Raw genomic sequence first — 22311 nt, 5'->3', positions numbered from 1 at the left:
CAATCCTGTAGGCGCTAGGGGGAAACGGCATGTCCCGGCTGACGATGGTTCCGGTGGGAAAAGAGGCATTGCGACAGCGGCGACGGCAGGCTTTCCTTCGCCTGGCGGCGGTCGCGCTGTTGCTGGCGGTCCTCGGCGCCGGTCTCTGGTGGATGAAAGACAAAATCACCGGCTATCTCGTCAAAGTCACTGTGGATCTGCAGGCGGCCAAAAACGGTCAACTGGCGGAGACACGGGAGTTGCCCGGATGGGTGATCCGAGATGAGAAGGTGGTCCATGCCTCGATGGCCGGACATGTCCAGCGGTTGGTGAAAGACGGCGACCGGGTGCGTGTCGGCGCGCCGGTGGTCCGGTTAAAGGGCGTCAGTTCTGTCGGCGAGGAGATGGGTTCCCAGCAGGATCTGCCATCGCCCAGGGCCGGTTTGATCGTCTACCGGTTGGATGGGCTGGAAGAGGTGCTCGATCCTCGATCCCTCGACGAGTTAAGCACGGAACAGCTTGCCGCGCTGGCGGAGCGTCCGGCGGAGATCCCGCCTGACGGTTTGGCCCAGGCCGGACAAGGGTTGTTTAAGGTCATCGACAATGTGGAGAAAGCCCACTTTCTGACGCATTACAATGTAAAAGACCTGGGCGGCGCCTTGGTGCCCTCGCGGCGGCTGACGCTGGCGCTCAGCGCGTCAGGTCCCACCTTTTACGGGAAGGTTCTGCAGGTCCGCGGCACCGATGACGTCTGGGCGGTCATTCAACTGCTCAACCCGCCGGCGGACGTATTCAAGTCCCGTCGATTGCCCTTGCGGATCGTGGACAAGATCCATAAAGGGATCCTCCTGTCCAAGGATACGCTGGTCGACCGAAACGGAGAAAAAGGCGTCTGGCTGGCAGTGAAAAACCGAGCCGAGTGGCGGCCCGTTCAGATCAAGGTGGCTGTCGGCGATCAGTTGATCGTTGACGGGGTTGCTGAGGGAGAACTGGTTGTCCTAAATCCGGCCCTCGTCCGGGAAGGACAGGAAATTAAATAAAAAACCTGGCAGAAGGTAAAGATTGAAGGTAAGAGTAGCAGGATTTCCTTGCTGAACGGCGAAATACGAAGCGTGGTGAAGGGATTGAGCGATCATGGGCCATTTGGAAGAAAATTTGGACCGTGTGCGCCAACGAATCCGTGAAGCCGCCTTGCGCGCCGGGCGGCGACCGGAGTCCATCCGGTTGCTGGCGGTAACGAAGACGGTTCCGGTGGAACGGATCCAACAGGTTGTGGATGCCGGTGTCGACCTGCTGGGGGAAAACCGGGTGCAGGAACTGTTGGAGAAGTATCCCCAGGTCCACGGCCCGGTCCGCTGGCATATGATCGGCACGTTGCAGACCAATAAGGTCAAGTACATTTATGACAAAGTGGAATTGATCCACTCGCTGGACAGGCTGTCGCTGGCTCAGGCGATCGACCATCAGGCTTCCCGGTTCGGGCGGCCGATCGACTGCCTGGTTGAGGTGAATGTGGCGGGGGAGGAGACCAAGCATGGCGTCGACAGGCGCGATGCGATTTCCTTTATCCGCGACGTGATGACCCTGGAGGGCATACATATCCGTGGACTGATGACGATGGCGCCTTACGCGGAAAAACCTGAGGAGGCGCGACCGGTTTTCCGCGATTTGTATCAGCTCGCCCGCGAGGTGGAGGATTTACGGTTGCCGAGGGTTGACATGGAGCACTTGTCCATGGGAATGTCCAATGACTTTGAAGTGGCAGTCGAGGAGGGGGCGACCATCGTCCGGATCGGCTCCGGCCTGTTCGGCGGTCGCTCGTAAGAGGGGAGGATTTTTTTCGATGGCGAAACTGGTCGAAAAATTTTACAGCATCATGGGACTTGGCGATGAGATCGAGGAATTGGACGAACAGCCCGCGGAAGCAACCCACACGAGTGAGGAACGGGAATCGGCCTTTGCCCGGCGCAGCGCCGAGCGTGCGGAACGGGCAGAGCGGCCGGCGGCTCCTGTCGTTAGTCTGGTGACGGAACGGCAAAAGAAGGAGTTGAAGGTAGTGGTTTGCGAACCGAAGACCTTTGATGAGGCCCGAGCGATTGCCGACCACCTGAAAAACCGGCGTCAGGTGATCCTCAACCTGGAAAAGGCCGATCGGGAGATGGCCCAACGGGTCATCGACTTCATCAGCGGCACCACCTATGCGCTGAACGGATCCTGCCAAAAGGTGGGCGCCAACATCTTCGTCTTCGCACCGAGCAACGTCGATATCTCCGGTGATGTCGCCAACGACGAACTGTCTGCGGTTCGTTCTCCCCTGGCATGGGCAAATAAAGGGTAGGAGGTCTGGCTTCAGTGAAGGGTTCCCAATTGGAAGGACGCCGGATCGGATTCATCGGCGGCGGGGCTATGGCGGAAGCGCTCTTGCGCGGCCTCGTTGCGCACGTGCCGGCCGACAGCCTGACTGTTTCCGATGTATCGCCGGCGCGCCGGGAGATGCTCCATGAGCAACTCGGCGTCACCGTCACCGGCGACAACGTTGACGTTTGCCGCCGCTCAGACATTCTCGTGCTGGCTGTGAAGCCCCAGGTCCTGCCGGCTGTGCTGGCGCCGCTCAAAGATGTCATCGAACCGAGTCAACTGGTCATCTCCATCGCTGCCGGGATCACCTTGGCCCAATTGGAAGACTGGTTGTCGCCAGAGATCCCCATCGTGCGGGTGATGCCCAACACGCCGGCCCTTGTCGGCATGGGCGCGTCGGCTCTCTCGGGCGGACGGGGCGCCGCTGACGCCGATGTGGAGGCGGCGCGCCAACTGCTGGAGGCCGTCGGCGTTGCCGAGGTGCTGCCGGAACCGTACCTGGATGCGGTGACCGGCTTGAGCGGCAGCGGTCCCGCCTATGTGTATCTGTTTATCGAAGCGCTGATCGATGCCGGCGTCAAAGAAGGGCTGCCCCGTGACCTGGCTCGTCGCTTGGCCTTGCAGACGGTGACCGGTTCGGCCGAGATGATCCGGCGCACCGGCAACCATCCCGCGATTGAACGGGACAAGGTGACCTCTCCCGGCGGCACCACCATCGCCGGTGTGCAAGCGCTGGAAGACGGCGGTCTCCGTTCGGCTGTTTACGCTGCCGTTCACGAGGGAACACGTCGCGCTCGTGAACTGTCAGGTTCCCGATGAAATGACCCGGCCCACCGCCGGGTTCTTGCATGAAATGGAGGGTGACTTTTGGGAATCGGAGAGACCTATCAGATTGTCAACATTGCTTTTGAGGTGCTTAAGTTTCTCATCGTCATCCGGGTGATCCTCTCCTATTTCCCCCACAACCCCGATGGGACGATCATCCGCTTTATCTATGACATCACCGAACCCGTCCTGTCGCCGCTGCGCCGGATCATCCCCATGCCGGCGTCGTTGCCCCTCGATTTTTCCCCCATCGTCGCCTATATCCTGCTGGAGGTGTTGGAGCGGGCGCTGCTCCAACTGATGTTCTAAATGGGATCGTCTCGTGAACGACGCTTTTCCCACCTGCCGCCTGGAGAAGGGCGGGAAAAGCTGGCCCGGATCCTCGATCAGGCGGAACAGTGCCGGCGCACCTACCGGCAACAGGTGACCGATTTTCTGGAACCGTACCTGCGCAAAGCCGCTCAGGATCTCCTGCGCGGGCCTGAGGGCGTCCCCCATGTGGCCGACGGGGGCTATGAGGGGGCCGAACGCCAGCGGTTGGTGCTCCTTCCCCATGAGGATGATTGGCCAGACAGCCGGATCTGCTGGCTATTGGGGGAGCCGAGCGGCAATGTCGAAACAATCGGCCACCGGGATTACCTGGGGGCCTTGCTGGGGTTGGGGATCCGCCGGGAGAAGGTGGGCGATCTCAAGTTGACGGAGCGGGGCTGCGCTGTCGCCCTGGACGCGGACGTGGCCCCGTATGTGGAGTCCCAGTGGCGCCAGGTGCGCCAGTCAGACCTCTCGATCCGCCTCATCGATGACGGGAATGTTCCGGCTTTCGTCGATGAGGGAGAGGAACGGACCCTCACGGTAGCTTCCTTGCGTCTCGATGCGCTGATCGCCGCGATCTGGCATCTCTCCCGTTCGCGGGCCGATGAGGCCATCGGACGGGGGTTGTTGAAGGTGAACGGCCTTGAGATGACCGACGGGAGCAAAGGGGCTGATGAGGGGGACATCCTCTCGTTGCGCGGTTTTGGACGGGCCATACTGCGCGGCGTCGGCGGCGAGACGAAAAAGGGACGCATCCGGTTGACGGTCTGGCAACCGGCCGACCGCTAACAGGACAAGGAGGGTAACCATGCTGACACCGCTTGATATCCACCAGAAAGAGTTTCGCAAGGGCGCCTGGGGCTACAAGCCGGAAGAGGTGGAAGAGTTTCAGCGTCAGGCGGCCCAGTCGTTTGAGGAATTGTACAAGGAAAACCTCCTCCTGAAGGAACAGGTTGCCCGCTGCGAGGAAAACCTGTCTCGTTATCGCCAACTGGAGGAGACCTTGAACAGCACATTGGTGCTGGCGCAGAAAACGGCCGATGAACAGCGGGCTTCTGCCGAACGGGAGGCGGAGGTGCGGCTGAGGGAGGCTCAACTCCAGGCGGATCAGATCGTGGCGGCGGCGCGAACGAAACAGCAGGAGATGGAACGCCAGTACGAACACCTGCGCAACCAGTTCCGCCAGTTCCGTGTTCAGTTCCGGGCTATGCTGCTGTCGCAACTGGAGTCGGTCAAGGGAGAGGATTGGGAAGGGATGGCCGGCATGGTGGAGCCCTATGCCGACGCCAGGCCCTGGTCGCAGGCGGCTGTGTTGGATAAAGAGGAGCAGGCCGGCTGATGCTCTGGATCCAGGAACGACCCGGCGGCATTCGCTTCAAGATCCGCCTGCAGCCGCGGGCATCGAAAAACGAGGTCTGCGGTCTCCTCGATGATGCCTTGAAGGTCCGCTTGACAGCGCCGCCTGTCGACGGCGAAGCCAACGCCGCCTGCCTGCAGTTTTTTGCCAAGGCTTTCGGCGTTCCCCGCAGCCAGGTACGCCTGGTGGCGGGCGAGACATCGCGCCTGAAGACGTTGGAAGTGGACGCGATCACCCCGGAGGATTTACGGAAGAAGTTTGACATCTGATCCTGTCTTTCGGTATAATGTTTCTGCGCATTCTGCGTCAAAATGAATTGCCGTGGATAGGATCGAACAGCATTGAACGGGACAGGTGCGTGTATACCGACTTGACAGCGAACCTGGGACGGTGGAAGCCAGGGCAAGGGCGCTATCCGCATATCCCCCGGGAGCTGCGTCGCTGAACAGGAGTAGGCGGCGCCGGCAGCGGCCGTTACGCGCATACAAGAGGTGTCCGCTTGGTGCACGCGCTAAACCGCACTATAGGAAACAGCGCGGGAGCCTGGTTGCTTTGCGCGCCGGAGCGGAACGAACAAGGGTGGAACCGCGAGGGAACTCTCGCCCCTTTTCACAGGGGAGAGGGTTTTTTTAGTTTTAAATGAGGTGAGAGGCAAGTGAACGGGAAGGAAAGCCCCGACTACAGCAAGACGCTCAATCTGCCCCAGACGGAGTTTCCCATGCGGGCGAACCTGCCGAAACGGGAACCCGATATGATCAAGTTCTGGGAAGAGATCGACCTCTACCGGGAGGTGGCCAAGGCCAACGCCGGCAAGCCGAAATTCATTCTCCACGACGGCCCGCCCTACGCCAACGGCGACATCCACTTGGGTCATACGCTGAACAAGGTGCTCAAGGATTTCATCGTCAAGTTTCACTCCATGGACGGCTATGACGCCCCCTATGTGCCGGGCTGGGACACCCATGGCCTGCCCATCGAACAGCAAGCCATCAAAGCCCTCGGCTTGAACCGTCATGCCGTTTCCACTGTCGAGTTCCGCCGCCGCTGCCAGGAATATGCCCTGAAATACGTGGACATCCAGCGCAAGGGCTTCAAACGCCTTGGCGTGCGCGGCGACTGGGATCACCCCTATGTGACGCTGAAGCCGGAGTTTGAAGCCGCCCAGATCGGCGTCTTCGGCGAAATGGCCAAAAAAGGCTACATCTACAAGGGACTGAAGCCGGTCTATTGGTGCGCCTCCTGTGAGACGGCCCTGGCCGAGGCGGAGGTCGAGTACGCCGACAAGGAATCGCCCTCCATTTATGTGAAGTTTCCCCTTCGGGACGCCAAAGGCCTCTTCGATGGCAAAGACGCCTATGTGGTCATCTGGACGACGACGCCCTGGACGCTGCCGGCCAACGTGGCTGTCACCGTGCATCCCGAATTCGCCTATGTCCTCGTTCGTTTCGGTGAAGACCGGCTGCTTGTGGCGAAGGAACTGCTGGCCAAGTTCATGGCTGACACGGGCCTGGAAGGCGGCCAGATCGAGCAGGAGTTCACCGGTAAGGACCTGGAGCGTCTCGTCTGCAAGCATCCCTTTTTCGAGCGCGATTCGCTGGTGATCCTGGGCGAGCATGTCACCCTGGAACAGGGCACCGGCTGCGTTCACACGGCGCCGGGCCATGGCGTGGAAGACTTTCAGGTCGGCAAAGCCTACAATTTGGAGGTCATCTCGCCGGTTGACAACCGGGGCAAGTTTACCGCTGAAGGCGGCCCTTTTGCCGGCATGACGACGACGCAGGCGAACCCCGCCGTGATCGAGGAGTTGAAGGAGCGGGGCCTGCTGATCCGGGCCGGCAAGATCAAGCACCAATACCCCCACTGCTGGCGCTGCAAGCACCCCATCCTTTTCCGGGCCACCGAGCAGTGGTTCGCTTCCATTGACGGCTTCCGCAAAGAGGCCCTGGAAGCGATCGACAAGGTGCGCTGGATTCCCGCCTGGGGCCGCGACCGCATCTACAACATGGTCGCCGACCGGGGCGACTGGTGCATCTCGCGGCAGCGGACCTGGGGCGTGCCGATCCCCATCTTCTACTGCGCCGACTGCGGCGAGGCGATCATCAACGACGAGACGATCACCCACATCCAAGGGCTCTTCCGCAAAGAGGGCTCTGACGTCTGGTTTGCCCGTGAGGCCGACGACCTCGTCCCGCCGGGCCTGACCTGCGGCAAGTGCGGCCACGGCAAGTTCCGCAAAGAGACAGATATCATGGATGTCTGGTTTGACTCGGGATCCTCCCATGCGGCGGTGCTCGAGACACGGGAGGATCTGCATTTCCCGGCCGATCTCTACCTGGAAGGCTCAGATCAGCACCGTGGCTGGTTCAACTCGTCCCTGTCCACGTCGGTGGCGACCAAAGGTGTGGCGCCGTACAAAGCCGTCCTCACCCACGGCTTCCTCGTCGACGAGCAGGGTCGCAAGATGTCCAAATCCCTGGGCAACGGCGTCGAGCCCCAGGATGTGATCAAGGACATGGGCGCTGACATCCTGCGCCTCTGGGTCGCATCGGTCGACTACCGGAACGACGTGGCGGCGTCGCCGAACATCATGCGTCAAACGGCCGACGGCTACCGCAAGATCCGCAACACCTTCCGCTATTTCCTGGGCAACATCGCTGACTTCGACCCGAAAACGGACGCGGTGCCCTTCGAGTCGATGACCGAACTGGACCGCTGGGCCATGATGCTGTTGCACAAGCTGATCCAGCGCATCACCGCCGCCTGCCGGAACTACGAGTTCCACGTCGTCTACCACGCCGTCCACAACTTCTGCGCTGTCGACATGAGCGCCATTTACCTCGATATCATCAAGGATCGCCTCTACGCCTCGCCGGCCAAGTCGCTGGCGCGCCGGTCGGCCCAGACGGTCCTCTACCATACAGCCGACGCCCTGGTGCGGATGCTGGCGCCCTTCATCAGCTTCACCGCCGAAGAGGTCTGGGGCTACCTGCCCGGCGCGAAAGAACGGGCGAAAACGGTCCAGACGGCCGGCTGGCCCGAAGCCGACAGCCGCTTCATCGACGCCGCCCTGGCGGAAAAGGTGGATCGCCTCCTCGACATCCGCGCTGTCGTATCGAAAGCCCTCGAAACGGCTCGCCAGGCCAAGGTGATCGGCCATTCCCTGGAAGCCGAGGTGCGCCTCTTCGTCGACGCTGATCTGCGGAGCTTCCTGGAAGGGGAAGAACTGGCCACCTTCTTTATCGTCTCTTCCGTTCAACTGGCTGGCGCGCCCGATGGGGCGCCGTCCACAGCCTACCGCGAGGCCGATGTGGCCGGTCTGGCCGTCGAGGTCGTCAAGGCGCCGGGCCAAAAGTGTGAACGCTGCTGGATCTACAGCGAAGAAGTGGGCGCCGTTGCCGATCGTCCGACCGTCTGCCCCCGTTGCGCCGCCGCGCTGGAAGGGTAAACCACTCATACGAAGGCCCCGCCCCCGGTCATCCTACAGGATGGAGGATGATGACAGAAGGGGCTGAGACCTTTGTTCGATGCAGCAAAAAAAGAGGTCACCGTGGGCGTGTCCAACCGGCATTTGCACTTGTCCGAGGCGGACATGGTCCGGCTCTTCGGCGAAGGATACCAGCCCGAACGGATGAAGGACCTGTCCCAGCCGGGTCAGTATGCCGCGAAGGAAACGGTGACGTTGATGGGGCCCAAGGGATTGATCGAGGGCGTTCGATTGCTCATGCCGCTGCGCAAGCAGTCCCAGGTCGAGGTGGCCGTGACGGACTGCTACAAGTTGGGGATCCCGCCGGTCATCCGCGACTCGGGCGACCTCGCCGGTGCGCCGGGGATCACCCTGGTGGGGCCGCAGGGACAGGTGACGCTGGAGGAAGGGGCCATCGTAGCGGCGCGCCACATCCACTTGAGCACGGTAGAGGCGGCCCAACTGGGCCTAAAAGACAAAGAGCGCATCGCCGTCGAGGTGGGCGGCGCCCGGGGGTTGCGCTTCGACCATGTGCTGATCCGGGTGCACGGGTCCTTTGCCGCAGAGATGCATGTCGACACTGATGAAGCCAATGCGGCGGTGATCAAAAACGGGCAGACCGTCAAGATGCTCTTTGAACAGCGTCCATAAGCGGATTGCCTGTAAAAGGTTGTTGCTTTGCCAAAGTCATCCGCATTTCGACAAAAATAGACATCAGGCAGGAGATAGAGACGCCGCCCCGAATAATAAGGAGATACCTCAAAATGGGTATTTCCGGGGGCGGCGTCCCTGATTTGCAAGGAGTGGAAAAAGTAATGCCAGAGAAAAAGGACAACCGTGTCATCGTCACCGTCATCGGCGCGGACCGGGTGGGGATCATCGCCAGTGTGGCCACCATCATCGCTGACGCCGGCGCCAATATCCTCGATATCAGCCAGACGATCCTCCAGGGTGAGTTCTTCACCATGATCATGGTCATCGACATGAACGACGCCAAAGCCAGCTTCGATCAACTGCGCAAGGCGCTGGAAGAGAAGGGCAAAGAACTGGGCGTCCAGATCATGGCCCAGCATGAGGACGTTTTCAAATTCATGCACCGCATCTAGCCGCGAAAAAGACACTGGTCGGGAGGGTTCATTCATGCCCCTTTCCATATCGCCCCAGGAGATCATGGAAACCATCCGCATGGTTCAGATGGAGAATCTGGACATCCGCACCATCACCATGGGGATCTCCCTGCGCGACTGCTGCCGCACCGACGCGGCGGCGACAGCGAAGGCCGTCTATGACAAGGTGACCCGCATGGCCGGCAACCTCGTCAAGACGGGGGAGGAGATCGAAGGCCGTTACGGCATCCCCATCATCAACAAGCGCATCTCTGTCACCCCCATCTCCCTCATCGCCGAGAGCATGGGCCTGGATGGCTATGTCACCGTCGCCAAAGCCCTGGACGACGCCGCCAAGACGGTGGGCGTCAACTTCATCGGCGGCTACTCGGCCCTCGTCCACAAGGGGATGACCCCCGGCGACCGGGCGCTGATCGAATCGTTGCCAGAAGCATTGGCCGTCACCGAGCGCGTCTGCGCCTCCGTCAATGTGGCCACCACCAAGGCCGGCATCAACATGGACGCCGTGGCGCTCATGGGCCGGATCGTCAAGGCGGCCGCTGAAGCGACAGCGGACCGTGACGGACTGGGCTGCGCCAAGCTGGTCGTCTTCTGCAACGTCCCTGAGGACAACCCCTTTATGGCCGGCGCGTTCCACGGCGTCGGCGAACCGGAGTGTGTCATCAACGTCGGCGTCAGCGGCCCCGGCGTCGTCCTGAACGCCGTCCGCAAAAAGCCCGGCTGCGACTTCGGCGAACTGGCGTCGATCATCAAAGAGACGGCCTTCAAGATCACCCGCATGGGTGAACTGGTCGGCCGGGCCGCTTCGGAACGGCTCGGCGTGCCCTTCGGCATCGTCGACCTGTCCCTGGCGCCGACGCCGGCCATCGGCGACAGCGTCGCTGACATCCTGGAAGCGATGGGCCTGGAGCGCTGCGGCACCCACGGCACGACGGCCGCATTGGCCATGCTCAACGACGCCGTGAAAAAGGGCGGCGCCATGGCATCATCCTACGTCGGCGGCCTGTCAGGCGCCTTCATCCCGGTCAGCGAAGACGCCGGCATGATCGCCGCTGTCGAGGTGGGCGCCCTGACGCTGGACAAGTTGGAAGCGATGACCTGTGTCTGCTCTGTCGGCCTCGACATGATCGCTATCCCCGGCGACACGCCGGCCGAGACGATCTCGGCCATCATCGCCGACGAAGCGGCCATCGGCATGATCAACCGCAAAACGACGGCCGTCCGCATCATCCCCGTGCCCGGCAAAAAGGTGGGCGATCATGTGGAGTTCGGCGGATTGCTTGGTCACGCGCCGGTCATGCCGGTTCACGGGTTCAGTTCGGCCTCCTTTGTGGCGAGGGGCGGGCGGATTCCGGCGCCGTTGCAGGCGTTGAATAACTAGATCGCTGTTTTCTTTCTTCAATATAAATCAGCAGGCTGCCTTTCAAATGGAGAGGCAGCTTTTTTCTATTTATACGATAGGATTTTACTGGATTGGGTTTAGTTTGGATGGAAGGAAAAAAGATAAAATAATAGAAAGAATGTTACATATTATTTTCAAAAGATGAGAGTAAGTCTATTTATGTTTCTAATCTTTGAGATTTTAGAAAAAGATAGGAGGAACTATGAGTTTTATATTCTATAGCGTTACGGTAACCATAATTGCGTTGTTTTTTTGGAAATATAGTGAATCAAAAGAAACAAGAAAAAATATTTTTTATATTTATCATTGTAATTAACATTGCTTTTCTCGTTGCTCTGGTTTTAGTTTTGTTTGGTTATACAAATCAATATGCTCAATTGATGTTATATGTTTTTGCGATTGCGCTAGCAGATATTTTGAAAAAAACTATATAAGCGATTTAATGCTGTTTGAACAATAAATCCGAAAATATAAATTGGTTGGTTTATCGATGGGATCTCGTAAATGCCTTTCATGAGCAGTAAAATCATGGCACATACTATGCCCAGGCAGGTGGGCAAAATGGAAAGAGAACAGCCACAGGTCGACAGGCGACTCGTCGAATCGCTCAACGAGCGGATCGCCACGCTGGCGGTGGACATGGAAAAGATCCGTGTGGCCGAGTATGTTGACCTCTTTAACGACCCCAAGCGGCTCTTATACCTGAACTTCCTAGCCGGGATGGCGCGCGGGCTCGGCATGACCATCGGCTTTACCGTTCTGGGCGCCGTGGCCTTGCTGATCCTGCGTGAGTTGGTGGTGCTCAATCTGCCCCTGATCGGCGGGTTCATCGCTGAGGTGGTTCGCATGGTTCAGACGCAGTTGGGCATGTAAATCATGGAGAGCATGGAAATGAGGTTCCGACACTGAAGGCAAAGGGGCCGCAAAGGCAGGTTGCCCTTTTTCAAAGGAAAAAAGCACAGGGGAAAGAGGGGATACCGATGCCGGACAGCCATGAGGCCGCCTGGTGGCGACTGAATGCGATGGAGACGGACATCCGGGACCAACTGACCCACATGACCCAGGATTCCCTGGGCGAATCGATGGGCGAGTCGATTCAGGAACTGAGCCTCTATGACAACCACCCCGCCGATGTGGGCAGCGAGGTCTATGAGCGGGGCAAGGACCTGGGGACACGGGACCGCTTCAGCCGGGAACTGGAGGAGATCGCCAACGCCAAGCGGCGCATCAGCGAGGGCATCTACGGGATCTGCGAAAAATGCCATCAAAGGATCCCTGAGGAGCGGATGGAGGCCATGCCGACGGCGTCGCTCTGCATCGGTTGCCAGACCGATGAGGAGGAGCTGCACCCCGACCGCCACCCCCGGCCGATTGAAGAGGATGTGGCGCCCTACCCCTGGGGCGGCAACTCGGACAACCTTTTTTCGATCGGCGAACATGGGACCGACCGCGACGAAAACGACCCGGTTATGTTTGACGGTGAGGACACCTGGCAGATCCTGGCCCAGTATGGCAGTTCCGACACACCCAGCGATGTGGAGTTCACGCCTGAGTACCCCAACATCATGCCAAACCATTTTGAGCGTGTGGGGGGGACGGAAGCGATCGCCATGATCCCCGTTGAGAAGGGAAAGGATGGCGTCTTTTATCAGGACATGGATGGCGTCGATGACGAAGAGGGACCGAAACCGCTCTAGGCCGGCGATCGCCGGCTTTTATGTTTTAAAAAACATCCCAACCCTGTCACGGCATGGGCAGCGCGGCAAGGTCTATGGATTTTAACAGGAGCTTCATAATATGAAGAAGCCCTCGGCGAGACATTCTATGCCTAGACCAGCACGGGAGGAGGTGAATAAAGAGAATGCCGAACCGGAGAAAAGCCGCATTCCCTGGGGCGCAAGGCGCGCTGGACCGCTTCAAGTATGAAGTAGCCTCCGAAATCGGCCTGGCCAACAAGGTTCAGAGCGCTGGCTGGGAAAACATGACCACTCGTGAGGTTGGCTCCATCGGTGGTTTCATGACCAAGAAGATGGTCCAACTGGCTGAGCAGCAACTGGCCCAGAGCAACGGCGTTTCTGCCACCCTGGCCCGTTCTGCCGGGACCGACGCCCAACAAGGCGCGCTTCAAGATTCCGGCCGATAGGTTTTACCATACAAAGGTCAGCCGCAAGGCTGGCCTTTGTCGCGTCAGTTGCGCCCCCGGTCCCTGCGTGCTAAAATATTTCAGATTGGGCACTCTGGGAAAAGGGGGGACCGGCCATGAGTCACGGGCCGTCGAGACGAATCGGCAACGGTGTTTTCTGGATAGTCCTGGCGGCGACGATCGCCGTCGACCAACTGACCAAAGTGATCGTGCAGACCAAGATGGCGGAACAGGAATCGATTCCGCTCATCACCAACATATTTCATCTGACCTACATCCTCAACCCCGGCGCCGCCTTCGGCATGCTGGCCAACAAGACGCTCTTTTTCATCGCCATCACGATGGTTGTCGTCGGCGCCATTTTGTATTTCTACCGTCGCGTGCCGGAGGAGCAGGTCTGGCTGCGCCTCGGCCTGGCCTTACAGGCTGGCGGCGCTGTCGGCAACCTGATCGACCGGATTCGCACCGGCCTGGTCATCGATTTCTTCGATTTTCGCGTCTGGCCCGTCTTCAATGTGGCCGACACGGCCATCACCATCGGCGTAGGGCTGATCATGGTCAGCCTCTTGTTCGCGCCGGAGGAAGAGAAAAAGGCCCTCGCCTCTGGCGAGACGGCGGGTCCGCGCGAATGAGCATTGGATTCTGTAAGATGGGAGCCCAACAGCGATGAATGCCAAAGAGAGCAAGACACAGCACATAGCCCTCGCCGCCGCGTCTGCCCCGTGGGACGTCGAGGCGGAACTCGAAGGGGACGAGCTGGATCCGGGTCAATCGGATCCAACGTCAAGGATGGAAGTGGTTCGTCTCTCCGTCACGCCGGAAGCAGCCGACAGCCGCATCGATGTCTGGCTGGTGCAGAAGGGACTGGTCCCGTCGCGATCGCACGGCCAGAACTGGATCAAGGAAGGCTTGGTCACCCTGGACGGCGGTCCCTTGAAAGCCAACTACCGCCTGCGGCCCGGTGATGTGATCGAGGTGACGCCGCCGGCGCCGGAAGCGGCGGCGATCCTTCCGGAAGACATTCCCCTTGATATCGTCTTTCAGGACGGGGACATTGCCGTCATCAACAAACCGGCGGGCCTCGTCGTCCACCCGGCCGAGGGGCACTGGTCAGGCACGCTGGTCAATGCCTTGCTCCATCACATCAAGGACCTGTCGGGGATCAACGGCGAGCTGCGGCCCGGCATCGTCCACCGCATCGATAAGGACACATCGGGCCTGCTGGTGGTGGCGAAAAATGACCGCGCCCACATTCATCTCACCGAACAGGTGAAGGACCACCGGGTGCGCCGCGAGTACCTGGCCATCGTCCACGGCGTCATCGACGCCGAAACAGGGCGGATCGAGGCGCCCATCGGCCGCGATCCCAAGGACCGCCAGCGGATGGCTGTCACGGCCGGCGGGAAAGGGGCTGTCACCCATTTTCGCGTCTTGGCGCGGTTCCCGGAACAGGGGTTCAGCCTGCTCCATTGCCGCCTGGAGACGGGCCGGACCCACCAGATCCGCGTACACCTGGCCCACATCGACCATCCCGTCGCCGGTGACCCCAAATACGGCCCGCGCAAAGGGGCATTTGGTTTAACGGGACAGGCGCTGCACGCGTGGAAACTGGAGTTTGTCCATCCGCGCAGCGGCGAGCCGCTGCAGTTTCGGGCCGATCCGCCGGCCGCCTTCGTTCAGGTGCTCGAAACGCTTCAGGGGAACCCAACAGACCCAACCCATCCAGGGAGTCCAGCGAGCCAGGGGAACGAGGGAGACTCGCCGTTGACAAAATTCGACCTTTTGAGGTATACTCAATTGAAACAGGAACCCCCCCTTTAATTCGGTCCCGTGAGGCCGGCAAGGTTGGGTATCGCGAGTGAAGGAACATATGCGCGCGCTTCGCTAGCAGGCACCTTTGCCTGAGGTGAAAGGCGCTTCCTTGCATGAGACGATCAGCCTATCTTTGCCGGTGACGGTGGGGATAGGCTTTTTTGCTTGCCCCGACGCGAAAGGAGGACCCCAGGATGAAGCTCCTCGACAAAGCCCTGTTGATGGATGATGACGCCATCCGCCGGGCCATCACCCGCATCGCCCATGAGATCCTGGAAAAAAACGAAGGCATCGAAAACCTGGCCCTTGTCGGCATCCGGCGGCGCGGCGTCCCGCTCGCCAAGCGGTTGCAGGAGAAGATCCAGGAGATCGAAGGGAGCACGGTGCCCTTTGGCGCGTTGGACATCACCCTCTACCGTGACGATCTGACAACGCTCGATGTGCAGCCGGTGATCCACAAGACAGAGGTGCCCTTTTCACTGAACGGCAAAAAAGTCGTCCTCGTCGACGACGTGCTCTATACAGGCCGCACCGTGCGGGCCGCCTTGGACGCCCTGATCGACATCGGTCGTCCTCAGGTGATCCAGTTGGCCGTCCTCATCGATCGCGGTCACAAGGAACTGCCCATCCGGGCCGACTATGTTGGCAAGAACGTGCCCACATCCAAACGAGAAGTGATCTCTGTCCGCGTCATGGAAGTGGATGGAGAGGACGGCGTTTCCATCCAAGACATGGTCGACTGATGGATGCGCCGGTGGCCTCCTAGGCATGCACCGGGAGGTTTTTTTGCGGACATTTTCATTAACAAGGGGGACAAGGCATTCATGGCATGGCAGCACAAAGACTTGCTGGGCCTGCGCGGTTTATCGAAGCAGGAGATCGAGCTGATTCTGGACACGGCGGCGCCGATGAAAGACATCATCGGTCGCGACATCAAGAAGGTCCCCACACTGCGCGGAAAATCTGTCATCTGTCTTTTTTACGAGGCGTCGACACGGACGCGCACCTCTTTTGAACTGGCCGGGAAGTTCATGAGCGCCGACACGGTGAACATCGCCGCCTCCAGTTCCTCTGTCGTCAAAGGGGAGTCGCTCATCGACACGGGCAAAACCCTCGACGCCATGGGCACCGACATCATCGTCATCCGCCACGCCGCCTCGGGGGCGCCTCACCTGCTGGCCAAGCATGTGAAAGCCCGCGTGATCAACGCCGGTGACGGCGCCCATGAGCATCCCACCCAGGGATTGCTCGATATGTACACCATCCGGGAACGCAAAGGCCGCCTGGAGGGTCTGACGGTCACCATCCTGGGCGATGTGCTCCACTCGCGGGTGGCCCGCTCGAACATCTGGGGACTGCGCACGATGGGCGCCGATGTGCGCGTCTGCGGCCCGTCGACGCTGCTGCCGCCGGAACTGGCGACCATCGGAGTGCAGGCCTTCACCTGCATCGAAGAGGCCCTCGACGGCGCCGACGTGGTCAACGTGCTGCGCCTGCAACTGGAGCGGCAGAAGAAAGGGCTCTTCCCGACGATCCGCGAGTATGCCCGCCAGTTCGGCCTCAACCAGGAGCGGCTGAAGCGCTGCAAGCCAGATGTGCTCGTTCTCCATCCGGGACCGATGAACCGGGGCGTCGAGATCGCCGACGATGTGGCTGACGCCGATTTCGCGGCCATTGAGGAGCAGGTGACGAACGGGGTGGCTGTGCGTATGGCCATACTCTACCTGATGATGGGAGGAAGCGGCAGTGGCGCTGTACATTAAAGGCGGGCGGGTCATCGACCCGGCCAACGGCATCAACAAAATCGCCGATATCAAAATTGAAGAGGGCCTCATCGCGGCGATCGGCGACTTCGCCGGCGCGATCACCGAAGCGGACGAGGTCATCGACGCGACGGGAAAACTGGTCACCCCCGGCCTGATCGATATCCACTGCCACCTGCGCGAACCGGGCCTGGAGGCGAAGGAGACCATCGCCACAGGCACCCGGGCGGCGGCTCGCGGCGGCTTTACCGCCGTCTGCGCCATGCCGAACACGAAACCGGTCTGCGATTCCCAGACAGGCGTTGAATTCATCTACAACCGGGCCCAGGCGACCGGCCTGGTGCGCGTTTATCCCATCGGCGCCATCACCAAGGGCTCCGATGGACAAGAACTGGCTGAGATGGCCGACATGGCCGCCTGCGGCGCCGTCGCCTTCTCCGACGACGGCCGACCGGTTCCGCGCTCCGACATCATGCGGCTGGGCCTGCAATACGCCCAGATGGTGGACAAGGTGATCATCAGCCACTGCGAAGACCCGGAATTGGCCAAAGACGGCGTTATGCACGAGGGTTACTGGTCGACGGTGCTCGGCCTGCGGGGCATCCCCGCGGCGGCTGAGGCGATCATGGTGGCCCGCGATATCCTCCTCGCCGAGAGCGCCGGCGCGAAACTGCACATCGCCCATGTCTCGACAGCCCGCTCGGTCGAACTGATCCGCCAGGCCCAGTGGCGGGGCGTCAATGTGACCGGCGAGGTCTGCCCCCATCACCTGGCCCTCACGGACGCCGCTGTGGAAGGCTTCCACACGGCGACGAAGGTCAATCCGCCGCTGCGGAGCGATAAGGACATTGAAGCGCTGCGCTCCGCTTTGAACGACGGCACCTTGACCATTTTGGCCACCGACCATGCCCCCCATACGGCCGAGGAAAAGGCCTGCGAATACAACTACGCCCCCTTTGGCATCTCCGGCTTGGAGACGGCCTGGCCGCTCTTCTGGCGCGAACTGGTTGAAGCGGGGGTCATGACCCTGCCGTCCTTTGTGGCCGCCCTGACAGTGGCTCCGGCCAAGCGGCTCGGCCTGCCCGGCGGGACCCTCTCGGTGGGTGCGGCGGCTGACGTGACTGTCATCGACCCCGAGCACACCGAGACGGTCACCCTGGAGAACTGGCAGTCAAAAGGCAAGAACACCCCCTTTGTCGGTCAGATCCTGCGTTCTTGGCCGGTGACGACGATTGTCGGCGGCCGTGTGGTCATGCGGGACCGGCAGGTTATCGGGTAACGTACGCTCTTCAACCGACCTAACATCGCGTGCGTCGCTGTTGACGGGGCGGCACACTGAACTGCCTTCAATCGGCCTTGCCTACAACGCGGAAAGATAGGTCTCACTACACTTCACTGGGCCGGCCTCACCGGCCTCACGCCAGCGCGGCGGCAATACAGGAGGTTTTTATGGAAAAGGGTTATCTCATCCTGGAGGACGGCTCTGTCTGGGAAGGCGAGGCCTTTGGCGCAACGGGGCAGCGACCCGGCGAGGTCGTTTTTAATACGGGCATGACCGGTTATCAGGAACTGCTCACCGACCCCTCTTACTGCGGGCAGATCGTCGTCATGACCTACCCGCTGATCGGCAACTACGGCATCAACGAAGAGGACTTTGAATCGCGCCAGCCCTTCCTGCGCGGCTTCGTCGTCCGTGAATGGGCGGAGATCCCCTCCAACTGGCGCTGCCGGGACACGATCAACGAATACCTCAAACAAGCCGGCGTCGTCGGCCTCGCCGGCGTGGACACGCGCGCCCTCACGCGGCGGCTGCGCAGCCACGGCACCATGCGCGGCATCATCGCCACCGGCGATGTGGATGCGGCGGCGCTGGCCCAGCAGGCCCAGCAGGCGCCCCACATCTCCGGCCAGCCTCTTGTCGACGAAGTGACGGTGCAGCAGCCTTCTGTCATGGAGAACGACGGCTTCCATGTGGCCCTCCTCGACTTCGGCGCGAAAGACAACATCGCCCGGTCGCTGCACCTGCGCGGCTGCAAGGTGACGATCCTGCCGGCTCGGACGACGTCCACCGAGGTCCTCGCCCTCAACCCCGACGGGATCATGCTCTCCAACGGGCCCGGGGACCCTCGCGATGTGCCTTACGCCGTCGAGACCGTGAAGGAACTGCTCGGCAAAAAGCCGGTCTTCGGCATCTGCCTGGGCCACCAGATCATCGGCCTGGCCGTGGGCGCAAAAGCCTATAAGCTGCCCTTCGGCCACCGCGGCTCCAACCACCCCGTCAAAGACCTGGCGACAGGCCGCGTCTACATCACCAGCCAAAACCACGGCTTCGTCATCGACGGCGACAGCGTCCCCGCTGGTGTGACCGTCTCCCACATCAACATGAACGACGGCTCTGTCGAGGGCCTCGCTTTTACCGATATCCCCGCCTTCTCTGTCCAGTACCACCCCGAGGCGTGCCCCGGTCCCGACGATTCGGGTTACCTCTTTGACCGGTTCATCGACCTCATGAAGCAAACGGAAGGGAGGGCCTAAGCATGCCGAAGGATCCCACACTGCGCCGGGTCATGGTCATCGGTTCCGGCCCCATCGTCATCGGCCAGGCGGCCGAGTTCGACTACGCTGGCACCCAGGCCTGTGGCGCCCTCAGAGAAGAAGGGCTGGAAGTCATCCTCGTCAATTCCAACCCGGCCACGATCATGACCGACGCCAACATCGCCGACCGGGTCTATATTGAGCCCCTGACCCCGGAATTCGTCACCCGCATCCTGCGCAAGGAACGGCCTGACGGCCTGCTGCCGACCCTCGGCGGCCAGGTGGGCCTCAACATCGCCCGCTCCCTCGCCAAGAGCGGCATCCTCGACGAACTGGGCGTCCGTCTCCTCGGCACGCCCCTGACGGCCATCGAAAAGGCGGAAGACCGGGAACTCTTCAAAGACATGATGGAACAGATCGGCGAACCGGTCCCTGAATCGACCATCGTCGAATCGGTCGAGGACGCCCTGGCTTTCGGCGAAAAGGTCGGCTTCCCGCTGATCATCCGCCCCGCCTACACCCTCGGCGGCACCGGCGGCGGCATCGCCACCGATATGGAATCCCTGAAGACCATCTCGATCAAAGGCCTCAAACACTCGGCCATCCACCAGATCCTTGTCGAGCGCAGCGTCGCCGGCTGGAAGGAGATCGAGTACGAGGTCATCCGTGACGGCGCCAACAACTGCATCACCATCTGCAACATGGAAAACATCGACCCTGTCGGCATCCACACAGGCGACTCCATTGTCGTGGCCCCTTCGCAGACCCTCTCCGACAAGGAGTACCAGATGCTGCGGGCGGCCTCCCTGAAGATCATCCGTTCGCTGGGTATCGAAGGCGGTTGCAACGTCCAGTACGCCTTAAACCCCAAATCCTACGAATACATCGTCATCGAGGTCAACCCGCGCGTCAGCCGTTCATCGGCGCTGGCGTCGAAAGCCACCGGCTACCCCATCGCCAAGGTGGCCGCGAAAATCGCCATCGGCAAAACCCTCGATGAGATCAAAAACGCCGTCACCGGCAAGACCTACGCCTGCTTCGAACCGGCCCTCGACTACTGTGTCCTCAAGATCCCCCGCTGGCCCTTCGACAAGTTCGCCGACGCCAAGCGCACCCTGGGCACGCAGATGAAGGCCACCGGCGAGGTAATGGCCATCGACCGCGCCTTCGAGCCGGCCCTGATGAAGGCCGTCCGCTCCATGGAGATGGGCGTCGTCGGCCTCTGGCACAAGGACATTGCCGACTGGAACGATGACGACCTGGAAACTGGGCTCGTCGAAGCCGACGACCGGCGGCTCTTCGTCGTCGCCGAGGCGATGCGTCGCGGCTGGACGCTGGAGCGGCTCCATAACCTGACCAAGATCGATATGTTCTTCCTCGTCAAGATCAGCAACCTCGTTCGCATCGAACAGGAATTGGCCCGATTCGCCGGTCAGGGATTGGACAAACTGCCCGCCGACCTGCTGAAAAAAGCCAAACGGATGGGCTTCGCCGACGCCGACCTCTCTCGCATCACCGGCATCGCCGAAATGGATCTGCGCGCCTACCGCTTTGACAGCGGCATCAAGCCGGTCTACAAGATGGTCGACACCTGCGCCGCCGAGTTCGAGGCCGAGACGCCCTACTTCTATTCCTCCTATGACCGGGAAGACGAAGCGGCGCCGACGGCGCGGCCGAAGATCGCTGTCATCGGTTCCGGCCCGATCCGCATCGGCCAGGGCATCGAGTTCGACTACTGCTCCGTCCACTCCGTCTGGGCCATCCGTGACGCCGACTACGAGTCGGTGATCATCAACAACAACCCCGAGACGGTCTCCACCGACTTCGACACAGCCGACCGGCTCTACTTCGAACCGCTCCTGCCGGAAGACGTCGTCCACGTCCTGGCCAAGGAACAGCCCCAGGGCGTCATCGTCCAGTTCGGCGGCCAGACGGCCATCAACCTGGCCGGCCCCCTCGAAAAGGCCGGGTTTTCCATCATCGGCACCTCGGTCGATGACATCGACCGGGCCGAAGACCGGGATCGTTTCGACCAGGTGCTGATCGAACTGGGCATCACCAAGCCGGCCGGCCATACAGCCACTTCGGTTGAGGGCGCGCTGGAAGTCGCCCGCGAGATCGGCTACCCTGTCCTCGTCCGTCCTTCCTACGTCCTCGGCGGACGGGCCATGGAGATCGTCTACACCGACGAAGACCTGGAATCCTACATGGCCAACGCCGTCAAGGTCAATCCGGACCATCCGGTTCTCGTCGACAAGTACCTCATCGGCACGGAGATCGAGGTTGACGCCATCGCCGACGGCGAGCAGGTGCTCATCCCGGGGATCATGGAGCATGTGGAGCGGGCCGGCGTCCACTCGGGCGACTCGACAGCCGTCTTCCCGGCCCAGGGCCTGACCAAAGAGCAGACCGACACGATCATCGACTACACGACCCGCCTGGCCTTGCACCTGAATGTCCGCGGCGTCGTCAACATCCAGTATGTCCTCCATGAGGGGCAGATCTATGTCATCGAGGTCAACCCCCGTTCCAGCCGGACGGTGCCCTATCTCTCCAAGGTGACCGGCATCCCCATCATCAAGATTGCCACCCGCATCATCCTCGGCGAGACCCTGGCCGCCCAGGGCTATCAGGGCGGACTGGCCCCGGCTCCTGCCTACACGGCCGTCAAGGCGCCCGTATTCTCCTTCGGCAAGCTCCTCGATGTGGAAACCTCCCTCGGTCCCGAGATGAAGTCGACGGGCGAGGTCATGGGCGTCGACGCCGACTTCCACAAAGCCTTCTACAAGGCCCTCGTGGCGGCGGGGATGGACATCCCGGTCAAGGGCACCATCCTGGCCACCATCGCCGACAAGGACAAGGAAGAAGCGATTCCTCTCTTAAAAGAGTTCTCCGAACTGGGCTACAACCTGGTGGCCACCTCAGGCACCGCTGACGCGTTGCATAGCGACGGCGTCGTGGTCCAGCGGGTCAACAAGATCGGCGAGGGCTCGCCCCACCTGATCGACCTGGTGCGGGAAGACCAGGTCCAACTGATCATCAACACCCTCACCAAGGGCAAACAGCCGGAGCGGGACGGCTTCCGCATCCGCCGGGCTGCGGTGGAGCACTCCATCCCCTGCCTGACCTCCCTTGACACGGCCCGGGTGATCCTCCAGACCCTGCGCACCATTCACGGCGGCGGCGACTTCGCCATGGTGCCGCTGCAAGAGTATCTCGCCTAAGAAGGAGAGGG

22 protein-coding genes are annotated in these 22311 nt (G+C 61.0%); all 22 read left to right on the top strand.

Translation table 11 applies throughout. The annotated features are described in order from the left end of the window. Positions 1–29 precede the first annotated feature (29 nt). The 22 genes from GTO89_RS12720 (at position 30) to carB (ending at position 22300) form a co-directional block, all read left to right on the top strand. A complete protein-coding gene (locus GTO89_RS12720) occupies positions 30–1019 on the top strand; it encodes an HlyD family efflux transporter periplasmic adaptor subunit (RefSeq protein ID WP_161262465.1) in 990 nt (329 codons plus the stop codon). Between the two features lie 94 nt (positions 1020–1113). Next, positions 1114–1803: a YggS family pyridoxal phosphate-dependent enzyme gene (locus GTO89_RS12715; RefSeq protein WP_161262464.1), complete on the top strand. Its 690-nt coding sequence runs from the start codon at positions 1114–1116 to the stop codon at positions 1801–1803. A 19-nt stretch (positions 1804–1822) separates the two neighbouring features. Further along, positions 1823–2317: a cell division protein SepF gene (locus GTO89_RS12710; protein WP_161262463.1), complete on the top strand. Its 495-nt coding sequence runs from the start codon at positions 1823–1825 to the stop codon at positions 2315–2317. Positions 2318–2331: 14 nt separating this feature from the next. After that, on the top strand, positions 2332–3156 hold the full coding sequence (proC, locus tag GTO89_RS12705) for a pyrroline-5-carboxylate reductase (RefSeq protein ID WP_161262462.1): 825 nt from the start codon (positions 2332–2334) through the stop codon (positions 3154–3156). A gap of 48 nt (positions 3157–3204) precedes the next feature. After that, on the top strand, positions 3205–3471 hold the full coding sequence (locus GTO89_RS12700) for a YggT family protein (RefSeq protein WP_161262461.1): 267 nt from the start codon (positions 3205–3207) through the stop codon (positions 3469–3471). Next, on the top strand, positions 3472–4263 hold the full coding sequence (locus GTO89_RS12695; RefSeq protein ID WP_161262460.1) for a YlmH family RNA-binding protein: 792 nt from the start codon (positions 3472–3474) through the stop codon (positions 4261–4263). A gap of 19 nt (positions 4264–4282) precedes the next feature. Further along, positions 4283–4813, top strand: a complete 531-nt coding sequence (locus tag GTO89_RS12690; protein WP_161262459.1) for a DivIVA domain-containing protein — start codon at positions 4283–4285, stop codon at positions 4811–4813. Next, entirely contained in the window at positions 4813–5100 is a 288-nt protein-coding gene (locus GTO89_RS12685; RefSeq protein WP_161262458.1) for a DUF167 domain-containing protein, read from the top strand. Before GTO89_RS12690 ends, GTO89_RS12685 begins: the two co-directional genes overlap by 1 nt. Positions 5101–5549: 449 nt before the next feature. Continuing rightward, entirely contained in the window at positions 5550–8276 is a 2727-nt protein-coding gene (gene ileS / locus GTO89_RS12680; protein WP_235920463.1) for an isoleucine--tRNA ligase, read from the top strand. A 72-nt stretch (positions 8277–8348) separates the two neighbouring features. Further along, entirely contained in the window at positions 8349–8945 is a 597-nt protein-coding gene (locus tag GTO89_RS12675) for a phosphate propanoyltransferase (protein ID WP_207708928.1), read from the top strand. Positions 8946–9109: 164 nt separating this feature from the next. Further along, positions 9110–9400, top strand: coding sequence for an ACT domain-containing protein (locus tag GTO89_RS12670; protein WP_161262551.1), 291 nt, complete (start codon positions 9110–9112; stop codon positions 9398–9400). A gap of 34 nt (positions 9401–9434) precedes the next feature. After that, positions 9435–10802 carry a PFL family protein gene (locus tag GTO89_RS12665; protein WP_161262456.1) on the top strand — a complete coding sequence of 456 codons (1368 nt, stop codon included), beginning with the start codon at positions 9435–9437 and terminating at the stop codon, positions 10800–10802. 582 nt (positions 10803–11384) lie between these two features. Beyond that, positions 11385–11696 carry a DUF5665 domain-containing protein gene (locus GTO89_RS12660; RefSeq protein ID WP_161262455.1) on the top strand — a complete coding sequence of 104 codons (312 nt, stop codon included), beginning with the start codon at positions 11385–11387 and terminating at the stop codon, positions 11694–11696. A gap of 107 nt (positions 11697–11803) precedes the next feature. Beyond that, positions 11804–12520: a TraR/DksA C4-type zinc finger protein gene (locus GTO89_RS12655; protein ID WP_161262454.1), complete on the top strand. Its 717-nt coding sequence runs from the start codon at positions 11804–11806 to the stop codon at positions 12518–12520. A gap of 164 nt (positions 12521–12684) precedes the next feature. Beyond that, positions 12685–12966: an alpha/beta-type small acid-soluble spore protein gene (locus GTO89_RS12650; protein ID WP_161262453.1), complete on the top strand. Its 282-nt coding sequence runs from the start codon at positions 12685–12687 to the stop codon at positions 12964–12966. 116 nt (positions 12967–13082) lie between these two features. Continuing rightward, the gene (gene lspA / locus GTO89_RS12645; protein ID WP_161262452.1) at positions 13083–13598 is read left to right on the top strand and encodes a signal peptidase II; all 516 of its coding nucleotides are present in this window, start codon (positions 13083–13085) and stop codon (positions 13596–13598) included. A gap of 157 nt (positions 13599–13755) precedes the next feature. Further along, positions 13756–14787 (top strand): RluA family pseudouridine synthase, encoded by a 1032-nt coding sequence (locus GTO89_RS12640; RefSeq protein ID WP_161262550.1) that lies wholly within the window; start codon positions 13756–13758, stop codon positions 14785–14787. A gap of 185 nt (positions 14788–14972) precedes the next feature. Further along, positions 14973–15521, top strand: coding sequence for a bifunctional pyr operon transcriptional regulator/uracil phosphoribosyltransferase PyrR (gene pyrR / locus GTO89_RS12635; protein WP_161262451.1), 549 nt, complete (start codon positions 14973–14975; stop codon positions 15519–15521). A gap of 81 nt (positions 15522–15602) precedes the next feature. After that, a complete protein-coding gene (locus tag GTO89_RS12630; protein ID WP_161262450.1) occupies positions 15603–16541 on the top strand; it encodes an aspartate carbamoyltransferase catalytic subunit in 939 nt (312 codons plus the stop codon). Continuing rightward, positions 16525–17820 (top strand): dihydroorotase, encoded by a 1296-nt coding sequence (locus GTO89_RS12625; RefSeq protein ID WP_161262449.1) that lies wholly within the window; start codon positions 16525–16527, stop codon positions 17818–17820. The genes GTO89_RS12630 and GTO89_RS12625 overlap by 17 nt, the downstream gene beginning before the upstream one ends. A gap of 170 nt (positions 17821–17990) precedes the next feature. Then, positions 17991–19076, top strand: coding sequence for a glutamine-hydrolyzing carbamoyl-phosphate synthase small subunit (gene carA, locus GTO89_RS12620; protein ID WP_161262448.1), 1086 nt, complete (start codon positions 17991–17993; stop codon positions 19074–19076). 2 nt (positions 19077–19078) lie between these two features. Further along, on the top strand, positions 19079–22300 hold the full coding sequence (gene carB, locus GTO89_RS12615) for a carbamoyl-phosphate synthase large subunit (RefSeq protein WP_161262447.1): 3222 nt from the start codon (positions 19079–19081) through the stop codon (positions 22298–22300). Positions 22301–22311 lie beyond the last annotated feature (11 nt).

The organism is Heliomicrobium gestii (assembly GCF_009877435.1).
Lineage (GTDB): Bacteria > Bacillota > Desulfitobacteriia > Heliobacteriales > Heliobacteriaceae > Heliomicrobium > Heliomicrobium gestii.
The sequence above is the reverse complement of the archived record's forward strand: the minus strand, read 5'-3'. Positions and strand labels throughout refer to the sequence as shown.

Coding starts and splice junctions, on each gene's coding strand:
- GTO89_RS12720 (WP_161262465.1), top strand. CDS start 30: ATGTCCCGGCTGACGATGGTTCCGGTGGGAAAAGAGGCATTGCGACAG.
- GTO89_RS12715 (WP_161262464.1), top strand. CDS start 1,114: ATGGGCCATTTGGAAGAAAATTTGGACCGTGTGCGCCAACGAATCCGT.
- GTO89_RS12710 (WP_161262463.1), top strand. CDS start 1,823: ATGGCGAAACTGGTCGAAAAATTTTACAGCATCATGGGACTTGGCGAT.
- GTO89_RS12695 (WP_161262460.1), top strand. CDS start 3,472: ATGGGATCGTCTCGTGAACGACGCTTTTCCCACCTGCCGCCTGGAGAA.
- GTO89_RS12690 (WP_161262459.1), top strand. CDS start 4,283: ATGCTGACACCGCTTGATATCCACCAGAAAGAGTTTCGCAAGGGCGCC.
- GTO89_RS12685 (WP_161262458.1), top strand. CDS start 4,813: ATGCTCTGGATCCAGGAACGACCCGGCGGCATTCGCTTCAAGATCCGC.
- ileS (WP_235920463.1), top strand. CDS start 5,550: ATGCGGGCGAACCTGCCGAAACGGGAACCCGATATGATCAAGTTCTGG.
- GTO89_RS12670 (WP_161262551.1), top strand. CDS start 9,110: ATGCCAGAGAAAAAGGACAACCGTGTCATCGTCACCGTCATCGGCGCG.
- GTO89_RS12665 (WP_161262456.1), top strand. CDS start 9,435: ATGCCCCTTTCCATATCGCCCCAGGAGATCATGGAAACCATCCGCATG.
- GTO89_RS12660 (WP_161262455.1), top strand. CDS start 11,385: ATGGAAAGAGAACAGCCACAGGTCGACAGGCGACTCGTCGAATCGCTC.
- GTO89_RS12655 (WP_161262454.1), top strand. CDS start 11,804: ATGCCGGACAGCCATGAGGCCGCCTGGTGGCGACTGAATGCGATGGAG.
- GTO89_RS12650 (WP_161262453.1), top strand. CDS start 12,685: ATGCCGAACCGGAGAAAAGCCGCATTCCCTGGGGCGCAAGGCGCGCTG.
- lspA (WP_161262452.1), top strand. CDS start 13,083: ATGAGTCACGGGCCGTCGAGACGAATCGGCAACGGTGTTTTCTGGATA.
- GTO89_RS12640 (WP_161262550.1), top strand. CDS start 13,756: ATGGAAGTGGTTCGTCTCTCCGTCACGCCGGAAGCAGCCGACAGCCGC.
- pyrR (WP_161262451.1), top strand. CDS start 14,973: ATGAAGCTCCTCGACAAAGCCCTGTTGATGGATGATGACGCCATCCGC.
- GTO89_RS12630 (WP_161262450.1), top strand. CDS start 15,603: ATGGCATGGCAGCACAAAGACTTGCTGGGCCTGCGCGGTTTATCGAAG.
- carA (WP_161262448.1), top strand. CDS start 17,991: ATGGAAAAGGGTTATCTCATCCTGGAGGACGGCTCTGTCTGGGAAGGC.
- carB (WP_161262447.1), top strand. CDS start 19,079: ATGCCGAAGGATCCCACACTGCGCCGGGTCATGGTCATCGGTTCCGGC.